Source organism: Sphingomonas sp. Leaf5 (assembly GCF_001421155.1).
Classification (GTDB): domain Bacteria; phylum Pseudomonadota; class Alphaproteobacteria; order Sphingomonadales; family Sphingomonadaceae; genus Sphingomonas.
Genome location: NZ_LMJZ01000024.1, coordinates 80119 through 97440 on the forward strand (window position 1 = coordinate 80119; position 17322 = coordinate 97440).

Annotated in this window: 17 protein-coding genes; 8 read left to right on the forward strand and 9 right to left on the reverse strand. The window is 66.2% G+C overall.

The genetic code is table 11. The features are described 5' to 3' along the window. Positions 1–32: 32 nt before the first annotated feature. From ASE50_RS16500 to ASE50_RS16530, 7 genes are all read right to left on the reverse strand, one after another. Positions 33–818 (reverse strand): phosphoadenylyl-sulfate reductase, encoded by a 786-nt coding sequence (locus tag ASE50_RS16500; protein ID WP_056403127.1) that lies wholly within the window; start codon positions 816–818, stop codon positions 33–35. Further along, complete coding sequence (locus tag ASE50_RS16505; protein ID WP_056403130.1) at positions 811–1236, reverse strand: DUF934 domain-containing protein; 426 nt, start codon at positions 1234–1236, stop codon at positions 811–813. The genes ASE50_RS16500 and ASE50_RS16505 overlap by 8 nt, the downstream gene beginning before the upstream one ends. Further along, a complete protein-coding gene (locus ASE50_RS16510; RefSeq protein ID WP_056403132.1) occupies positions 1229–2863 on the reverse strand; it encodes a nitrite/sulfite reductase in 1635 nt (544 codons plus the stop codon). The genes ASE50_RS16505 and ASE50_RS16510 overlap by 8 nt, the downstream gene beginning before the upstream one ends. 149 nt (positions 2864–3012) lie before the next feature. Next, positions 3013–3309, reverse strand: coding sequence for a DUF2849 domain-containing protein (locus ASE50_RS16515; protein WP_056403135.1), 297 nt, complete (start codon positions 3307–3309; stop codon positions 3013–3015). Next, complete coding sequence (cobA, locus tag ASE50_RS16520; RefSeq protein WP_056403138.1) at positions 3306–4094, reverse strand: uroporphyrinogen-III C-methyltransferase; 789 nt, start codon at positions 4092–4094, stop codon at positions 3306–3308. The genes ASE50_RS16515 and cobA overlap by 4 nt, the downstream gene beginning before the upstream one ends. A gap of 77 nt (positions 4095–4171) precedes the next feature. Continuing rightward, positions 4172–5581 carry a succinylglutamate-semialdehyde dehydrogenase gene (gene astD, locus ASE50_RS16525; RefSeq protein ID WP_056403141.1) on the reverse strand — a complete coding sequence of 470 codons (1410 nt, stop codon included), beginning with the start codon at positions 5579–5581 and terminating at the stop codon, positions 4172–4174. A gap of 86 nt (positions 5582–5667) precedes the next feature. Continuing rightward, on the reverse strand, positions 5668–7071 hold the full coding sequence (locus ASE50_RS16530; RefSeq protein WP_056403145.1) for a protein adenylyltransferase SelO family protein: 1404 nt from the start codon (positions 7069–7071) through the stop codon (positions 5668–5670). Between the two features lie 18 nt (positions 7072–7089). Here ASE50_RS16530 and ASE50_RS16535 point away from each other — a divergent pair, with 18 nt between their 5' ends. From ASE50_RS16535 to ASE50_RS16550, 4 genes are all read left to right on the forward strand, one after another. Beyond that, the gene (locus tag ASE50_RS16535; RefSeq protein WP_056403148.1) at positions 7090–7968 is read left to right on the forward strand and encodes an alpha/beta fold hydrolase; all 879 of its coding nucleotides are present in this window, start codon (positions 7090–7092) and stop codon (positions 7966–7968) included. Then, positions 7965–9101 carry a glycosyltransferase gene (locus ASE50_RS16540; RefSeq protein WP_056403151.1) on the forward strand — a complete coding sequence of 379 codons (1137 nt, stop codon included), beginning with the start codon at positions 7965–7967 and terminating at the stop codon, positions 9099–9101. The genes ASE50_RS16535 and ASE50_RS16540 overlap by 4 nt, the downstream gene beginning before the upstream one ends. A 162-nt stretch (positions 9102–9263) precedes the next feature. Then, complete coding sequence (locus tag ASE50_RS16545; protein ID WP_056403485.1) at positions 9264–10667, forward strand: NAD(P)H-dependent flavin oxidoreductase; 1404 nt, start codon at positions 9264–9266, stop codon at positions 10665–10667. Continuing rightward, positions 10667–11128, forward strand: a complete 462-nt coding sequence (locus ASE50_RS16550; protein WP_056403155.1) for a hypothetical protein — start codon at positions 10667–10669, stop codon at positions 11126–11128. The genes ASE50_RS16545 and ASE50_RS16550 overlap by 1 nt, the downstream gene beginning before the upstream one ends. A 35-nt stretch (positions 11129–11163) precedes the next feature. Here the strand turns inward: ASE50_RS16550 and ASE50_RS16555 are convergent, their stop codons facing one another. Further along, positions 11164–11358, reverse strand: a complete 195-nt coding sequence (locus tag ASE50_RS16555; protein WP_056403158.1) for a hypothetical protein — start codon at positions 11356–11358, stop codon at positions 11164–11166. Positions 11359–11485: 127 nt separating this feature from the next. Between ASE50_RS16555 and ASE50_RS16560 the strand changes: the two genes are divergently transcribed. Together ASE50_RS16560 and ASE50_RS16570 are read left to right on the forward strand one after the other, a co-directional pair. Beyond that, complete coding sequence (locus ASE50_RS16560) at positions 11486–12166, forward strand: glutamine amidotransferase-related protein (RefSeq protein ID WP_056403162.1); 681 nt, start codon at positions 11486–11488, stop codon at positions 12164–12166. 521 nt (positions 12167–12687) lie between these two features. Further along, a complete protein-coding gene (locus tag ASE50_RS16570) occupies positions 12688–13200 on the forward strand; it encodes a hypothetical protein (RefSeq protein WP_056403170.1) in 513 nt (170 codons plus the stop codon). A gap of 82 nt (positions 13201–13282) precedes the next feature. Here the strand turns inward: ASE50_RS16570 and ASE50_RS16575 are convergent, their stop codons facing one another. After that, positions 13283–14284, reverse strand: a complete 1002-nt coding sequence (locus ASE50_RS16575; RefSeq protein WP_056403174.1) for a 2-hydroxyacid dehydrogenase — start codon at positions 14282–14284, stop codon at positions 13283–13285. A gap of 98 nt (positions 14285–14382) precedes the next feature. On the opposite strand from ASE50_RS16575, the gene ASE50_RS16580 reads away from it, so the two are divergent. Beyond that, the gene (locus ASE50_RS16580; RefSeq protein ID WP_055995410.1) at positions 14383–14865 is read left to right on the forward strand and encodes an SH3 domain-containing protein; all 483 of its coding nucleotides are present in this window, start codon (positions 14383–14385) and stop codon (positions 14863–14865) included. 218 nt (positions 14866–15083) lie between these two features. Beyond that, positions 15084–17303: a DPP IV N-terminal domain-containing protein gene (locus tag ASE50_RS16585; protein ID WP_056403177.1), complete on the forward strand. Its 2220-nt coding sequence runs from the start codon at positions 15084–15086 to the stop codon at positions 17301–17303. Positions 17304–17322: the final 19 nt, after the last annotated feature.

Genomic DNA, 17322 nt, shown 5'->3' on the forward strand with positions numbered 1-17322 from the left:
TGCGCCGGAAACCGGGGCGGGGCAAGCGTGGGTCAGAAGCTCGGGAGGTTCGGATCCCCGTCTGGTAGCGGCGTGTGGATGCCGCATTCGACCTTTTCCCAACCGGCCCAGCGGCCCGAGCGCGGGTCTTCGCCCGGCTTTACGCGGTTGGTGCAGGGCTGGCAGCCGATCGACGGAAAACCTTGTTCGACCAGCGGGTGGCGTGGCAGGTCATGTTCGGCGAAGTACGCGTCGATATCGGCCGGCGTCCAGGTGATGAGCGGATTGATCTTCAGCCGGCCGACCGTGTCCGATGTGTCGATTTCGAAGCGCGGCAGTGCAGTGCGGGTCGTCGACTGGAACGCTTTCCGACCGGTGAAGCTGGCGTCGAACCCGGCCAGACCGCGCGCAAGCGGTTCGACCTTGCGAAGGTCGCAGCAGCCATCGGGGTCGTAGGACCAGCGCAACCCGGTCGCGTCCTTTGCCGCCAGCAGCGTCGGATCGGGGCGCAGGTTGCGGAAATCGGTCAGGCCCAGCCGGTCGACCAGCAGGTCGCGATACGCGAGCGTTTCGGGGAAATGCTTGCCGGTTTCGAGGAACAGTACCGGCACCGACCGGTCGACCGATGCGATCAGGTGCAGCAACACCGCCGACTCCGCCCCGAACGAAGACACTGCCGCGACATTGCCGAGCAGGCGTTCGCGCAACGCCACGGTCAGCATGTCGTGCGTCGATACGCCCTGAAAGCGGTCGTTCAGCGCCTGCGCATCGGCGGTGGTGAAGCGCGGGGCGATGTCCAGCCGGTCGCGGACGCGAATATCGGGGTCGGCATCAGCCATGACGTAATTTCCACACCGGCACCTGCGCGTCGGCCGCCGATTGATAGACATGGTCATAGCGTTCGAACGCGCGCGCCAGTGCGGCGGCATCGACCGGTGCGGCGGGGGCGAAACTGTCGAAGCCGCAGCGGCGCATCAGCGGAATTTGGTCGACGAGCACATCGCCCTCGGCCCGCAATTCGCCGGTATAGCCGGCCTCGCGCAGGATACGTCCGGCGGAATAGCCGCGCCCATCGCGAAACTTCGGAAAGCTGATCTCGATCAGCGCCAGCCGGTCGAGATGCGGAAGGAGCAGGCGCGCATCGTCGCCCGCCTCGATCCGCACAGCGGTAGCGTTCGACTGACCCAGAAACGCGTCGAGGGTGACGGCGGGTTCGTCATGCGCAGCGTCGTCGCGCAGGCGCAGTGGCTCAACCATAAATGGCCTCCTTGAACGGTTCCATGCCGATCCGGCGATAGGTGTCGACGAAACGCTCGCCGGTCGCACGTTCGGCGAGATAGCGGTCGGTCACCCGCTCGATCGCGTCGACCACGCCGTCCTCCGAGAAGCCGGGGCCGGTGATCTTGGCGAGCGACACGTCCTCCGCACCCGATCCCCCGAGCAACAGCTGGAAATTCTCGGTACCCTTCCGGTCGACGCCGAGAATGCCGATATGCCCGGCGTGATGATGGCCGCAGGCGTTGATGCAGCCGCTGATCTTCAGCTTCAATTCGCCCAGATCGCGCTGGCGCACCGGATCGGCGAAGCGATCGGCGATCTTCTGCGCGAGCGGGATCGACCGCGCATTGGCAAGGCTGCAATAATCGAGGCCGGGGCAGGCGATGATGTCGGTGATGAGGTCGAGATTGGCCTCGGCCAGCCCGATCGCGACCAGCCGGTCATAGACCGTGCGCAGATCGACCGAACGGACATGCGGCAGGACGATGTTCTGCGCATGGGTGACACGCAGTTCGGCAAAGCTGTGCGCCTCGGCCAGATCGGCCATTGCGTCGATCTGATCGGCCGATGCGTCACCGGGGATGCCGCCGGCCGGCTTCAGGCTGATCGTGACGATCGTGTAACCGGCACGCTTGTGCGCATGGGTATTCTGGTCGAGCCATGCCGCGAAGCCGGCGTCGCTGCGATCGATCGGCGCGTCGCCGGACGTGTCGGCATAGGCCGGATCGGCGAAGAAGGCGGCGATGCGGTCGAATTCGGCCTGCGGCGGGTCGATGCCCAGCGTCTTGATATGCGCGAATTCGTCGGCGACCTCGGCACGGTATTTGTCGACGCCGATCTCGTGGATCAGGATCTTGATCCGCGCCTTGTACATATTGTCGCGGCGGCCGTAGCGATTGTAGACGCGCAAGGCGGCTTCCAGATAGCTCATCAGGTCCGACAGCGGCACGAAGTCGTTGACCAGCGGCGCGATCATCGGGGTGCGGCCCATGCCGCCGCCGACATAGACCTGCGCACCGGCCACGCCGTCGCGTTCGACGATGCGCAGACCGATGTCGTGCAGCCGCATCGCCGCGCGGTCTTCGTCCGCCGCGATCACCGCGATCTTGAATTTGCGCGGCAGGTAGCTGAATTCGGGGTGGAAGGTGCTCCACTGGCGCAGCAATTCCGCCCATGGACGCGGATCGGTCGTCTCGTCGGCGGCAGCACCGGCGAACTGGTCGGAACTGATGTTGCGGATGCAGTTGCCGCTGGTCTGGATGGCGTGCATCTCGAACTTCGCCAGCTTTTCCAGAATGTCGGGTGTGTCGGCCAGCTTGATCCAGTTGAACTGGAGGTTCTGCCGCGTCGTGAAGTGGCCATAGCCGCGATCATGGGTGCGCGCGATGTCAGCGAGCACCCGCATTTGCGCCGACGACAGCGTGCCGTAGGGGATGGCGACGCGCAGCATATAGGCGTGAAGCTGGAGATAAAGGCCGTTCATCAGCCGCAGCGGCTTGAACTGGTCCTCGGTCAGATGGCCCGACAGGCGGCGTTCGACCTGATCGCGGAATTCCGCGACCCGGGCATCGACGATCGACTGGTCATAGGTATCGTACTGGTACATCGCTTCTTCCTAAATCCTCCCCGCTTGGCGGGGAGGGGGACCGGCCGCAGGCTGGTGGAGGGGGAGTGCCGCGCAACGCAACCGTCGTGGAGCAGGCCAACCCCCTCCACCATGCTGTGCATGGTCCCCCTCCCCGTGCCGGGGAGGATTTATATGACCCACGCTCCGGCTTGCGGATCGGCGGGCTTGAGCGTCAGGTCGGTTCGCACCGTCGGACCCAGCGCCCGGATGCGGTCCTTGATATGCGCCGGGCGAGGGCCTTCGGGCGTCGCCACCGCATCGATCACATAGGGCACGTTGACCCGCCGCGCCGCTTCCTCGACCGAGGCGATGCGTTCGCCGTCCTCGCCGACATCGGCGGCGTCCTCGACATGGCGGGACCAGTCGCGGCCGGTCCACCACGTCACGTCGCCGCTGGCGAGATCGTTTCCGGTCAGCAGCTTCATGCCAGTGCCTCCGCAGCCTTAGCCCAGTTGCCGAGCTTGTCCTCGGCATCGGCCAGTTGCACGACTTCCCCTACGACGATCACCGCCGGGCTCTTCACATCCTCACGCGCGACCATCGGGCCGAGATCGGCGAGAAGGGTGCGCAGCGCACGGGCGTCGGCATAGGTGCCGCGTTCCAGCACCGCGACCGGCATGTCGGGGGCGACGCCATCGGCCATCAGCTTGTCGGCAATGGCCTCCGCAGTCGCGACGCCCATGTAGATCACCAGCGTGCGGCCCTGTCCGGCAAGGCCCGACCAGTCCTGATCGGACAGGCCCTTGCACTGGCCGGCGACGAAGCTGACCGCCGACGACCAGTCGCGATGGGTCAGCGGCAGCATCGCGCCGGCCGCACAGCCGAGCGCCGCCGAGACGCCGGGAATGACCTCTACCGGCAGGCCGGCGGCGCGCACCGCGTCCACCTCCTCGCCGCCGCGGCCGAAGATGAACGGGTCGCCGCCCTTCAACCGGATCACGATCGCGCCCGTCTTCACGTGGGCGACGATCAGCGCGTTGATCGATTCCTGCGGCAGGGTGTGGCGGGCGCGCTGCTTGGCGACCGAGATGCGCTGTGCGGTCGCCGGAGCCAGATCGAGCACGCGCGGATCGATCAGCCCGTCATGGACGACGACGTCGGCGGTCTTGAGCGCCTCCACCGCGCGGACGGTCAGCAGGCCGGGATCGCCCGGACCCGCCCCGACGAGAATGACGCGCCCGCGCGCGTTCGGATCGAGTAGCGTTGCCATGATAGCGTAGATGCGGGTGACGCCGCCCCCAAGCAACCGACGCTTGCTTGGGAGGCGGGAAGGGATTGTTTAGCGGCCTATTGGTTGCGCAGCCCGATACCGATCGACGCGCGCGCCTGCTCGGCTTCGGTCGATACGACCGGATAGGCGCAATAGTCGGCGGCGTAATAGGCGGAGGGGCGGTGATTGCCCGACCAGCCGATCCCGCCGAACGGCGCGGCGGAGGACGCGCCGTTGGTCGGGCGGTTCCAGTTGACGATGCCGGCGCGGATATTGGCCCAGAAGCCGTCATACAGCTGCGGATCGGACGATATCAGCGACGCCGACAGGCCGTAGCGGGTATTGTTTGCCTCGGCGATGGCGGCTTCGAAGCTGTCGACGCGGAACACCTGCAACAACGGCCCGAACAGTTCGACGTCGCTGCGTTCGGCGGTATCCGACATGTCGATGATGCCGGGGGTCAGGAACGGACGCCCGTCGACCAGCCGCTGCAGGAAGCGGAGCGGACGCCCACCGCGGGAGGTGAGCGACAGGAAGCTTTCCGTCAACTGATCGGCAGCTTCGTTGTCGATGACCGGCCCCATGAACGGTGCGGGATCGGCATGGGGTTCGCCGATGATCAGGCGTTCGCACAGCCGGTTGATCTCGGCCAGCAGCGGTTCGGCCAGCCGCCGTTCGACGATCAGGCGACGCGCGGCGGTGCAGCGTTGTCCAGCCGAGGTGAACGCCGACTGCACCACCAGCACGGCGGCGGCATACAGGTCGGGCGTGCTCCAGACGATGATCGGGTTATTGCCGCCCATTTCGAGCGCGAGGATCTTGTCGGGCGTTTCGGCGAACTGGCGGTTGAGCGCGATGCCGGTGCGGGCCGATCCGGTGAAGAGCAAGCCGTCGATATCGGGATGGTCGGCAAGCGCGCGCCCCTGTTCGGGACCGCCGATCAGCAGCCGGACGCAATCCTCGGGCACGCCGCCCGCGCGGTAGCAGTCGACAAGGAACGCGCCGCTCGCCGGGGTCTTCTCGGACGGTTTGAACACGACCGCATTGCCGGCGATTAGCGCCGGGATGATGTGGCCGTTGGGCAGATGCGCCGGGAAATTATACGGCCCCAATACCGCCAGCACGCCATGCGGTTTGTGGCGGAGCGCCATGCGCGAATTCGACTGCGCCTCCAGCCGGCGCTGGCTGGTGCGTTCACCATAGGCGGTGATCGAAATCTCGACCTTCGCGATGACCGTTTCGACCTCGGTCCGCGCTTCCCACAGCGGCTTGCCGGTTTCGCGGGCGATCACATCGGCAAACGCCTCCGACCGGCTGCGCACGACATTGGCGAAGCGGCGCATCGCCTCGATCCGGTAGGCGAGCGAGCGCGAGGCCCAGCCGGCCCAGCCGGCACGGGCGGCGGCGACTTCGGTATCGGCATCGCCGATCGGAGCGCGCCACAGGGTCGCGCCGGTTGCGGGTTCGGTCGAGACGAGTTCGGCCATGCGTGGTTGTATCCGGCTCCTGTTTGCTGCGCATCCTTGGACCAGATCGCGCGACGATGCCAGTTATGTGCTACGATCGGTCACGTTCAGGCAAGCGCCTGTCCCATGCGGCGGATCGCGGCGACCTTTTCGTGGAACGGTGTCCAGTCGTCGCGTTCGGCGATGGCGGCCCAGATCGCCTCGACCTCGCCGATCAGCATCGAACAGGGTGTGCCGTCGGACCAATAGGAATGACTGCGGTCGCGGCGCGGACGATAATCGGACAGCCGCGCGCGGACTTCCTCGAACGTGGTCCAGTCGTCGCCTTCGGGAAGCCAGCCGCCGAACGCTTCGAAATAGAAATCGTCGATCGGCATCTGCGAGGTGGCGAGCGCGGTCGTAACCGCATCGGCGAGCGCGCGGTCGCTGGCGGAATCACGGGGCCGGACGCCCAGCCGCCATAGCAACGCCTCGGCTGCCGCCGCGGCATGACGTTCGGGGAAGGTTTCCAGCACCTCGATCAGCGGCGGTGCGTCGACCACGGTGCGCAGCGCCACCGCCAGTTGCATGACGTTCCAGTGCATCGCGTTGGGCTGACGACCAAAGGCGTAAAGGCCATGATGGTCGAAATAAGCGGCGGTGAAGCCCGCGTCCCAGGTCGGGGCGAACCGCCACGGACCATAGTCGAAGCTCTCACCGGTGACGTTGATGTTGTCGGTGTTGAGCACGCCGTGCACGAACCCGGCCGCCATGAACCGCGCTGCGAGTGTGGCGACCCGACCGACCACTTCGTCGAACAGGTCGATCGCCGGCGTGCTGCCCGGTGTGCGACGATGCAGGCGGGTCAGGACATAGTCGACCAGCCGGTGCATCGCTTCGGCGTCGCGTTCGTAGGCGAGCCGCTGAAACGTGCCGATGCGGACATGGCTGTGGTTCAGCCGGACCAGCACCGCCGAACGGGTCGGCGACGGTTCGTCGCCGCGGACCAGCTCCTCGCCGGTCTCGATCAGCGAGAAGCTGCGCGAGGTGGGGACGTTGAGCGCCCCCAGCATCTCGGTCGCCAGCACTTCGCGCACGCCCCCTTTCAGCGTCAGACGCCCGTCGCCGAACCGGCTATACGGCGTCTGGCCCGACCCCTTGGTACCGAGGTCGAGCAGACGGTCGCGGTGGTCGGTCGCCTGCGCGAACAGGAAGCCGCGTCCGTCGCCGATATCGGGGTTGTACGACTGAAACTGGTGGCCGTGATAGCGCAGCGCCAGCGGTTGCGGGATGCTGCCGGGCAGGGGGGTGAAGCGGCCGAAATGGTCGAGCCATGCTTCGTCGGTCAGGGGCAGGGTGTCGGCGGTGCCGTCGCCCGACCCGATTCCGATCTGCGCCGCCGCGTCGTCGTTGCGAAAGCGCAAGATGTGCGTCGGGAACGAGGCCGGGGCCACGGCGTCGTAGAACGGATCGCCGAGACCCATAATATCGGTGCGGGGGCGATAGCGAGCGGGTTGCGGGTTTTCGGCCATGCGGCGATATGGGGGGCGATGGCGCTATCCGACAAGCAACGCTTCACCGATGGCTATTGGTGGTCGAACGACGGCCTCCGGCTGCATTATCGCGACTATGGCGGACCGGCCGATCGACCGGCGATCCTGTGCCTGCACGGGCTGACCCGCAATGCGCGCGACTGGGAGGATGTCGCCGACCGGCTGGCGGGCGAATGGCGGTTGATCGTGCCCGAGATGCGCGGGCGCGGCGAGAGCGGCTATGCCCGCGATCCGATGACCTATGTGCCGCTCGTCTATCTGCAGGATGTCGAGGCGCTGCTGAACCAGCTGGAATTGCCGCAGGTCGTCGCGTTCGGCACCTCGCTGGGCGGTATCCTGACGATGCTGCTGGCCGCGACCGATCGGGACCGGATCGCGGCGGCGCTGCTGAACGATGTCGGGCCGGAACTCGATCCGGTCGGGCTGGGGCGCATCCGCGGCTATGTCGGCCGGCAGGTCAGCCATCCGACGTGGATGCACGCGGCGCGCGCGGTCGCGGAGAATAACGGCGACGTCTATCCGGGGTATGAGGTGCAGGACTGGCTGCACATGGCCAAGCGGGTACACCGGCTGAATTCGGCGGGCCGCATCCTCCTCGACTATGACATGAAGATCGCCGAGCCGTTCCGCGTGCCGGGCAACGAGGCGGGGCCGGACATGTGGCGCGCCTATGCGGCATTGGCGGGCAAGCCGGTGTCGATCGTTCGCGGCGAATTGTCCGATATCCTGCCCGCACAGGTCGGTGCGGCGATGGCCGAGCGGATCGATAGCGCCGACCTGACGACGGTCGCGCGGGTCGGCCATGCCCCGACGCTGACCGAACCGGCGGCAGCGGCGGCGATCGACCGGTTGCTGGCGCGGGTGGCGGGGGCGTGACCGCGCCGGTCCGCATTCTCCACCTCCATTCCTCCTTCGCCTATGGCGGCAAGGAGGCGCGGGCGGTGCGGCTGATGCACGCGTGGGGATCGAACGCGGTCCACACGATCGTATCGGGCGTACCCGAGCGGACCGAGGCGCAGGCGGCGATCGGCAACCACATCCGCTATGAGATCGCGCAGAACCCGCCGCCGCTGACCGGCAAGCCATCGGTCGCCCGGTTCGAGGCGATCGCGAAGTTCATGCGCCGCTTCGATCTGGTGCTGACCTATAACTGGGGCGCGATCGACGGGGTGATGGCGAAGCGCGTGTTCGCCAAGGGCGCGCCGCCGGTGATCCATCACGAGGACGGCTTCAACGAGGACGAGGCGACCCGGCTGAACCCGGTGCGCAACCTGTATCGCCGCTTCGCACTGGGCGCTGCCGATGCGCTGGTCGTCCCGTCGCAGCGGCTGTTGCAGGTCGCACAGACGGCGTGGAAACAGCCCGAGGGACGACTGCACCTGATCGGCAACGGCGTGCCGGTCGCCCGGTTCGCGCACGGGCCGGCACCCGATGCGATCCCCGGCTTTCGGCGCAAGCCGGGTGAGATCGTGATCGGCTGCGTCGCAGGACTGCGCGATGTGAAGGACCTGCCGCTGCTGGTGCGGTCGGTCGGCGGGATTTCGGTCAAGGTACGGCTGGTGATCGTCGGTGAGGGGCCGGAGCGGCAGGCGATCCTCGACGCGGCCGAGGCGATGGGGATCGACGACCGCGTCCACCTGCCCGGATTCCTGCCCGAGGCGTGGCGCTATATGGGGCTGTTCGATATTTTCGCGCTGTCGTCGAAGAGCGAGCAGCAGCCGATTTCGGTGATGGAGGCGATGGCGGCGGGGCTGCCGATCGTCGCGCCCCCGGTCGGCGATATCGCGCGGATGGTGTCCGACCCGAACCGGCCGTATCTGGGCAACGACCGGATAGAAGTGCATCTGCGCGACCGGTTGCAGTCGCTGGCCGTCGATGCCGCCGCCCGCCAGTATGTCGGCGAGAGCAACCGCGCCAAGGCCTATGCCGAGTTCGACGAGACGACCATGATCGCGAGCTACAAGGCGCTGTACGAACGCGCGATCGGGCGGCCGGGGGCGTTGGGGTAGCAGCTTGCCAGACCCGGCCCGGCGGCGGGTAACGTGGTTCAGCGGGTGCGGCACCGTGCGATCCACGCAATTTGCTCGCGTTCGGCGTCCGCTGCGATTAATGACGCTCCTATGCGATCGTCGGCCCGTCCGCCCGCACCGAAGTTCCCGCTGGAGGTTATGTTGTTCAAAGGTCTGTCGCCCATCGTCTATAACGGTCGCGAAGTCTGGCCGCTGATCGAAGGGGGCAAGGGCGTTGCCGCGACCAATCACGCATCGGCCGGTGCATGGGCGGCGGCAGGCGGCATCGGCACCGTGTCTGCGGTCAATGCCGACAGCTATGATGCCGAGGGCAAGATCATCCCGCAGGTGTACAAGGCGCTGACCCGCCGCGAACGCCATGAGGAACTGATCGACTATGCGATCGAGGGTGCGGTGCAGCAGGTGCGGCGCGCATGGGAGATCGCCGGCGGCAACGGCGCGATCAACATCAACGTCCTGTGGGAAATGGGCGGGGCGCAGCGCATCCTGCACGGCGTGCTGGAGCGGACGCGCGGGCTGGTGTCGGGCGTCACCTGCGGCGCGGGCATGCCGTACAAGCTGTCCGAGATCACCGCGTCCTACGGCGTCAGCTATCTGCCGATCGTGTCGTCGGGCCGTGCGTTCCGCGCGCTGTGGAAGCGTGCCTATTCGAAGGCGGCGGAGTGGCTGGCAGCGGTGGTGTATGAGGACCCGTGGCTGGCCGGCGGGCATAACGGCCTGTCGAACGCCGAGAACCCGCTGGAGCCGCAGGACCCCTATCCCCGCGTGAAGGAATTGCGCGCGACGATGCGCGAGGGCGGCATTTCCGACGACGTGCCGATCGTGATGGCCGGCGGCGTGTGGTATCTGCGCGACTGGAACGAGTGGATCGACAATCCCGAGCTGGGCAAGATCGCGTTCCAGTTCGGCACTCGCCCGCTGCTGACGCAGGAAAGCCCGATTCCGCCCGAGTGGAAGGCGAAGCTGATGGAGATCGAGCGGGGCGAGGTGCTGTTGCACCGGTTCAGCCCGACCGGCTTCTATTCGTCGGCGGTCCGCAACCCGTTCCTCCGCAGCCTCGAAGCGCGGTCGGAGCGGCAGATCGCCTTTTCGACGCAGGAGGCGGGCGACCATGTCTTCCAGCTCGACGTCGGGGTGAAGGGCAGGAATTTCTGGGTGACGCAGGGCGATCTGTTCCGTGCGCGCGAATGGTTCGGGCTGGGCTTCACCGACGCGCTCAAGACCCCAGACAATACGCTGGTGTTCGTGACGCCCGAGGAGAAGGGCGTCATTCGCAAGGATCAGGCGGATTGCATGGGCTGCCTGTCGCAGTGCAGCTTTTCGAGCTGGGCCGATAGCGAGACCAATTCGACCGGACGACTGGCCGATCCGCGCAGCTTCTGTATCCAGAAGACGTTGCAGGACATCGCCCATGGCGGGCCGACCGACCGGAACCTGATGTTCGCCGGCCATGCCGCGTATAATTTCAAGCGTGACCCCTTCTATTCGAACGGCTTCGTGCCGAGCGTGAAGCAGCTGGTCGACCGCATCCTCACCGGCGATTGATGGCCGGGCTGTCGGCGGCGCATCGCCACGCGCTGGCGATGATGGTCGGCGTGTTGCGGGCCGCGACGGCACCCTGGTGGGTCATCGCCGGGGCGGCGGTCGCACTCCATTCCCGGCGGCCGGTCGCGGTCGGCGACATCGATCTTCTGATCGGGATCGAGGATGTCGCGCTGATCCGCGCACTGCCCGGGGTCCGGGTCCGCACGCCGGATGATAACGGCCTATTCCGGTCGCGCTTCTATGCCGCGCTGGACGTGGCTGGGGTCGAGGTAGAGTGCATGGCCGGTTTCGAACTCTGCCATGCGGGCCGGTGGGAGCCGATCCGGCCTCGATCGCGGATCTTGGTCGAGGTGGGCGAAGGGCTAACGGTACCGGTGCCCGACCGGGCGGAACTGGTGGCGATGCTCGCGCGGTTCGGGCGGGAGAAGGATCTCGCCCGGATCGCGCTGCTGAACGGCTGACCGGAGCGGCGTTGTGCCGCCCCGGTCGTTCCGCATCAATCGTCGACGACGGTCCCGACCACCGCACCGCCGACGCCGCCTACTGCCGCGCCCTTTTCGACATTGCCGCCGGTCGCCGCCGCGATGCCGGCACCGCCCGCCGCGCCGATCGCACCGCCGCGCAGCGTCGAACAGGCGGTCAGCGAGCTGCCGGCGGCGAGGGCGAGGGCGATAGTCACGATCTTTCTCATCGGGTTACTCCTGTTTACGCTACGTCCGGGTAATGATTTTGCGTCGCCGGGGTTCCAAACCCGTCCCATTGCAACACAAAGAAACATTACAGGTGCCATTAACCTGCGGCGCGATAGACTATGCCCCATGAAATCCGCGCTGATCGTTCGCCACGTTCCCTATGAAGGCTGTGCCGGATACCGTGCCCCGGTAGAGGCGGCGGGATATGCGATCGACCGGATCGACGTGACCGATCCGGCCTTCGCGACCGCCGACCTGACCGCGCCCGACCTGTTGATCGTCATGGGCGGGCCGATGGGCGTCTATGACGTGGCCGAGCATCCATGGATTCCAGGCGAGATCGCCGCGCTGTCGCGGCGGCTGGTGGCGGATCGTCCGACGCTGGGCATCTGCCTCGGCGCGCAGATGATGGCGGCGGCAATGGGGTCCGACGTGTACAAGGGCAGCGGGTGCGAGATCGGTTTCGCGCCGGTCGACCTGACGCCGGACCTGACGAGCCCGCTGCGCCATGTCGCGGGGGTGCCGGTGCTGCACTGGCATGGCGATACCTTCGATTTGCCCGACGGGACCGAGTTGCTGGCGACGACGCCGCGCTATCGGCAGGGGTTCCGGCGGGGGCGCAACCTGCTGGCGCTGCAATTCCATGCCGAGATGGGCGAGGATGCGCGGTTCGAGGCGTGGCTCGATTATCTCGATTGCCCGAAGCATCGCGGCAGCCTGACCGAGGAATATCGGACGCTGGGTCCGGCGGCGGTCCGGGCGGGGCAGGCGATGATCGGCGAGTGGTTGGCGGGGCTGGACGGGTAAGGGCGGTCGCCGTTTCGCGATGTCGTACCGTTCGTCGTCACCCCGGATCAAGTCGGGACCTCTGCGAAAGTCGCAAACTTGGCCAGAAAGTCGCCGTACCCCCGCGCAGGCGGGGGGCCAGAGTTAAGCAGAACAACGGCTTGCGCTTGGAACCCTGGACCTCCGCCTATGCGGGGGTACGGCAGGGGGGCAGGAATCAGTACTTTCGCAGAGGTCTCGATCAAGTCCGGGGTGACGTAAATTTCGATCGGTTGCGCTATCTTCAGTCGGCTCCCTTCCATGTCGATTGGGCCGGGCATTTCCGCCAAAGGTCACAAAGGTCACACTTGCACAGTGTTTGTTTGTTGCGTGGAGCAGCGGTGTCAAAGAGCGCGGGTTTGGCAGGGACCGGCGGCGATGTTGGCAGTCAGGGGCTGTGTAGGAAAGTTTGGAATAGCCTGCTTTGGCGGTAAGTCGGACATTGAACGGAGCGATGCCTTTGCTACGCTGAGCGCATGATCGCTCGACGACTAGGAGGCGCAATGGCAGCAATCGCCTTGCTGCTAATCGGCGTGCAAATGTTTGGTAGGCCGGGCGTAAACGTTTTGTCTCTGAGGGCGACGCGGCAACAAATGCTGAACGAGATGTGGCCACGCTCCTCGACCTTGCTCCAATACCCAAGTTGGTACAGCGGCGAGTTGGAACCGGACACCACGTTGGTGGACATTGCTGAACGCTGCGGAGGCCGGTTACAACTATCCGCAATTGTTGAACGAGTAAGCGATCCGCAATCGACGCTGAAAGAGGCAGCGCAGTCGATGTATCGCATGGATATTATTTTCGCAGTCGCAGAAACCGTGCCATGGTGGCGGATAAAGGCGTTGCAAATCGGTTTCGGCTTAGGGCTGTGGTCGGAACAACTGGACCAACCATCTGCATATCTGTCGCAGGAGCGGATAGACAATGCGCGCGAGTCATCAGATTGGTGGTATCAGAAAGTAACGAACCAAATTACTTGCGATGCTACACGCAGCATGATGGTCGGCAAACGGTAGATTGACAGCAACGGCAGCGTTCATGCGCTGGACATGATCTACTGTTGGCTCTTGGTTGAAATCTGCCTTTCGACCATTCGCGTTACCGCAACCCCTCCAACACCTGATCCGGCGGCCGATGCCCGTCGGCCCATACCCGGATGTTGGTAATCACCTTTTCCCCCATCGCCACGCGGCCTTCCAGCGTCGCCGAACCCATATGCGGGGTCATTACCACGTTCGGTAGGGCCAGCAGGCGCGGGTCGATCGCCGGTTCGTGCGCCCATACATCCAGCCCGGCACCGGCGAGGCGTCCGCGCTCCAGCGCGTCGATCAGCGCCTCTTCGTCGACGATGCCGCCGCGTGAGGCGTTGATGAGATAGGCGTGGCGGCGCAGGCGGGCGATGCGGCGGGCGTCGAGCAGGTTTTCGCTGTCGGCATTGCGCGGGGTGTGGATCGTCAGCAGGTCGATCACGCCCAGCATTTCGTCGAGGTCGGCGTGCCAGATCGCGCCCAGTTCGGCCTCGGCCACGTCGGGCAGGCGGTGGCGGTTGTAGTAATGGATCGACAGGCCGAAGGCGCGGGCGCGCCGTGCGACCGCCTGACCGATGCGGCCCATGCCGATGATGCCCAGCGCCTTGCCGCCGATGCGGTGGCCGAGCATCCCGCCGGGGCTCCACCCCTTCCACTCGCCCGACCGGACAAGCTTCTCGCCCTCGGCCAGCCGGCGCGGCACGGTGAGGATCAGCGCCATGACCATGTCGGCGGTATCTTCGGTCAGGACGCCCGGCGTGTTGGTGACGATGATCCGGCGGGCGCGGGCCGCCTTCAGGTCGATATGGTTCACGCCCGCGCCGTAATTGGCGATCAGGCGCAGGCGATCGGGCGCGGCGTCGATCAGCGCGGCATCGATCACGTCGGTGACGGCGGGGACCAGCACGTCGCAATCGGCCATCGCGGCGGCCAGTTCGTCGCGGGTAAAGGCGTGGTCGTCGGGGCTGAACACCGTGTCGAACAGCGTCGCCATCCGCCCCTCGGTCGCCGCCGGCAGACGCCGCGTCACCTGGACTCGCGGATGGCGGGGCGGGGGAGTGGAACCGGTCATGGGTACCGGATTGGCGACTGGGCGAACCTGCGTCAACGGCTTGCGGGCACGGTGCGGTTGCCGATAGAGGCGGGGTTCGGACAAAAGGGGACGATAACATGCGCTTCGCAAGGCGATCGATCGCGGTCGCGTCGATGCTGGTGGTGCTGGCGACCGGATCGGCGGAGGCGCAGCGCCGCAAGCCGCCTTATTACGCGTCGATCGCGGCGGGTGAGGCGCGGATGCGCAGCGGTCCCGGCAAGAATTACCCGACGCAATGGGTGTATCGGCGGGCCGATTTGCCGATCAAGGTCGTCGATATCTATCAGGACTGGCGCCGGGTCGAGGACCCCGATGGCACGCGCGGCTGGTTGCAGGTCGGGTTGCTCAGCGACCGTCGCACCGCCTTTGTCGGGCGCGAGGTGATCGAACTGCGCGCATCGCCGCAATCGGGTGCGGCGGTGGTGTGGCGCGCGGCGCCGGGCGTGGTCGGGCGGCTGTCGCGGTGCAACGGCGCGTGGTGCTTCTTCGACGTGCGCGGGCGCGGCGGCTATGTCGAGCAGGCGCGGCTGTGGGGCGTCGATCCGGGCGAGGCGATGTAGGGGAGACGACACTCTCCCCTCCCTGACAAGGGAGGGGGCGGGGGTGGGTCGGCCAGTTGGTTGGCGTAACGCTCCCTCGCAAGCCGACCCACCCCCGGCCCCTCCCTTCCAGGGAGGGGAGAAAGTAGGCCCAAACTCCCCCATTTACCTGCGCCCCCGGGGAAGCGATAACCGTTGATACGATCGACGCGGTTGGACCGCAGGACATACGGGGCAATATGGTCAAATGGTTGATGGGTGCGGCGTTGCTGGCAATGGGTCAGGCCGGCATGGCGAGTGAACCGGCGAAGCCGGGCGACCTGACGCTCGAACGGGTCTTTGCCAGTCCCGACCTGAACGGGGCGGCCCCACAGAATCTGCGCCTGTCGCCCGACGGCAAATATGTGACGCTGTTGCGCAACCGTGCCGATGAGCGCGAGCGGTTCGACCTGTGGGCGATGGACACGACCAGCCGCGAATGGCGGATGCTGGTCGATTCGAAGAAGGTCGGCACCGGCGCCGCGCTGTCCGAAGCCGAAAAGATGCAGCGCGAGCGTGACCGGTCGCTGACCGGCAAGCGTGGCATCCTCGCCTATGACTGGGCACCCGATGGCAAGTCGATCCTCGTGCCGCTCGACGGCGACCTGTATCTCGCGTCGATCGACGGCAATGTCCGCCGGCTGACCAATAGCGAGAGCGGCGAGCTGAACCCGGTGGTCAGCCCCGAGGGGCGCTATGTCAGCTTCGTGCGCGACCAGAATCTGGTGACGCTCGACCTGAAGACCGGGCGTGAGACGCCGGTCACGACCGAGGGCAAGGATACCGTCCATTTCGGCGAGGCGGAGTTCGTCGCGCAGGAGGAAATGAACCGCCGCACCGGATATTGGTGGTCGCCCGACGACGCCCTGGTCGCGGTCGAACGCTTCGACGAGGCACCGGTCGGCATCGTCACCCGCTCCGCGATCGGGGCGGAGGGGACCAGCATCTATCAGCAGCGCTATCCCAAGGCGGGAACGCCCAACGTGCTGGTCGAGCTCTATGTCATGAAGCCGGACGGGTCGGGCAAGGTGAAGGTCGATCTCGGCCCCGATCCCGACATCTATCTGGCGCGGGTCGACTGGACCCCCGATGGCAAGGCGCTGCTGGTCCAGCGGCAGAACCGGACGCAGACGAAGCTCGACATGCTGCGCGTCGATCCGGCGACGGGGGCGGCGACGATCCTGTTCACCGAGGAAACCGGGCCGAAGAGCTGGGTCAACCTGTCCGACGCCTATCACCTGATGAAGGATGGCAGCCTGATCTGGACGTCTGAACGCGACGGCTATGCCCATCTGTACCGCTGGAAGGGCGGCAAATGGGCGCAGCTGACCAGCGGTAAATGGATGGTGTCCGATCTGGCCGGGGTCGACGAGGCGAAGGGGCGCGTCTATTTCCTCGCGAACAAGGACGACGTGCTCGAACGGCAGCTGTACCGCGTCGACCTGAACAAGCCGGGCGTGGTCACGCGGATGACCGAGCCGGGCTGGTCGTACAGCGCGTCGATGGATGGAAAGGCGTCGCGGCTGATCGTGTCGCGCTCCAACCCCGATCAGCCGTCGCAGACCTATCTGGCCGATACCGCCGCCAAGCGGATCGCGTGGATCAACGAAAATGCGCTGACCGGCGATCACCCCTATGCGCCCTATGTCGCCAGCCATCGTCCGACCGAGTTCGGAACGATCAAGGCCGCCGACGGGTCGACGCTGTACTGGAACATGATCACGCCGAAGCTGGAGCCGGGCAAGCGCTATCCGGTGTTCTTCTCGCATTATGGCGGGCCGGGTAGTCAGGTCGTGCGCCGGGCATGGGGCGGGGCGCTGCGCCAGTATCTGGTCGACCGCGGCTGGATCTGGTTCGAGATCGACAATCGCGGTTCGCCCGAACGCGGCAAGGCGTTCGAGGACCAGATTCATCAGGCGATGGGCACGGTCGAGGTCGACGACCAGATCGCCGGGGCCAATTATCTGAAGACGCTGCCGTTCGTCGCGCCGGACAAGATCGCGACCTATGGCTGGTCCTATGGCGGCTATATGACGCTCAAGATGCTCGAAAAGGCCCCTGGGGTGTTCGCGGCGGGCGTGTCGGGCGCGCCGGTGTCGCGCTGGGAATTGTACGACACCCATTATACCGAACGCTATATGGGCGATCCGCGTACCGTGCCCGAAGCCTATGCGGCATCGGCGACGGTGGGTGATGCGGCGAAAATCCGCGATCCGCTGCTGCTGATCCACGGCATGGCCGACGACAACGTCGTGCTCGAACATTCGACGGCGATGATGGCGGCGATGCAGAAATCGGCGACGCCGTTCGAATTGATGCTGTATCCGGGGCAGACCCACCGCGTCGGCGGACCGGGGATCAGCGAACATCTGTGGGAGACGATCCTCGATTTCCTCGATCGGCAGGTCGTCGGGAAGTAACCTCCAAATGGCGTATTGA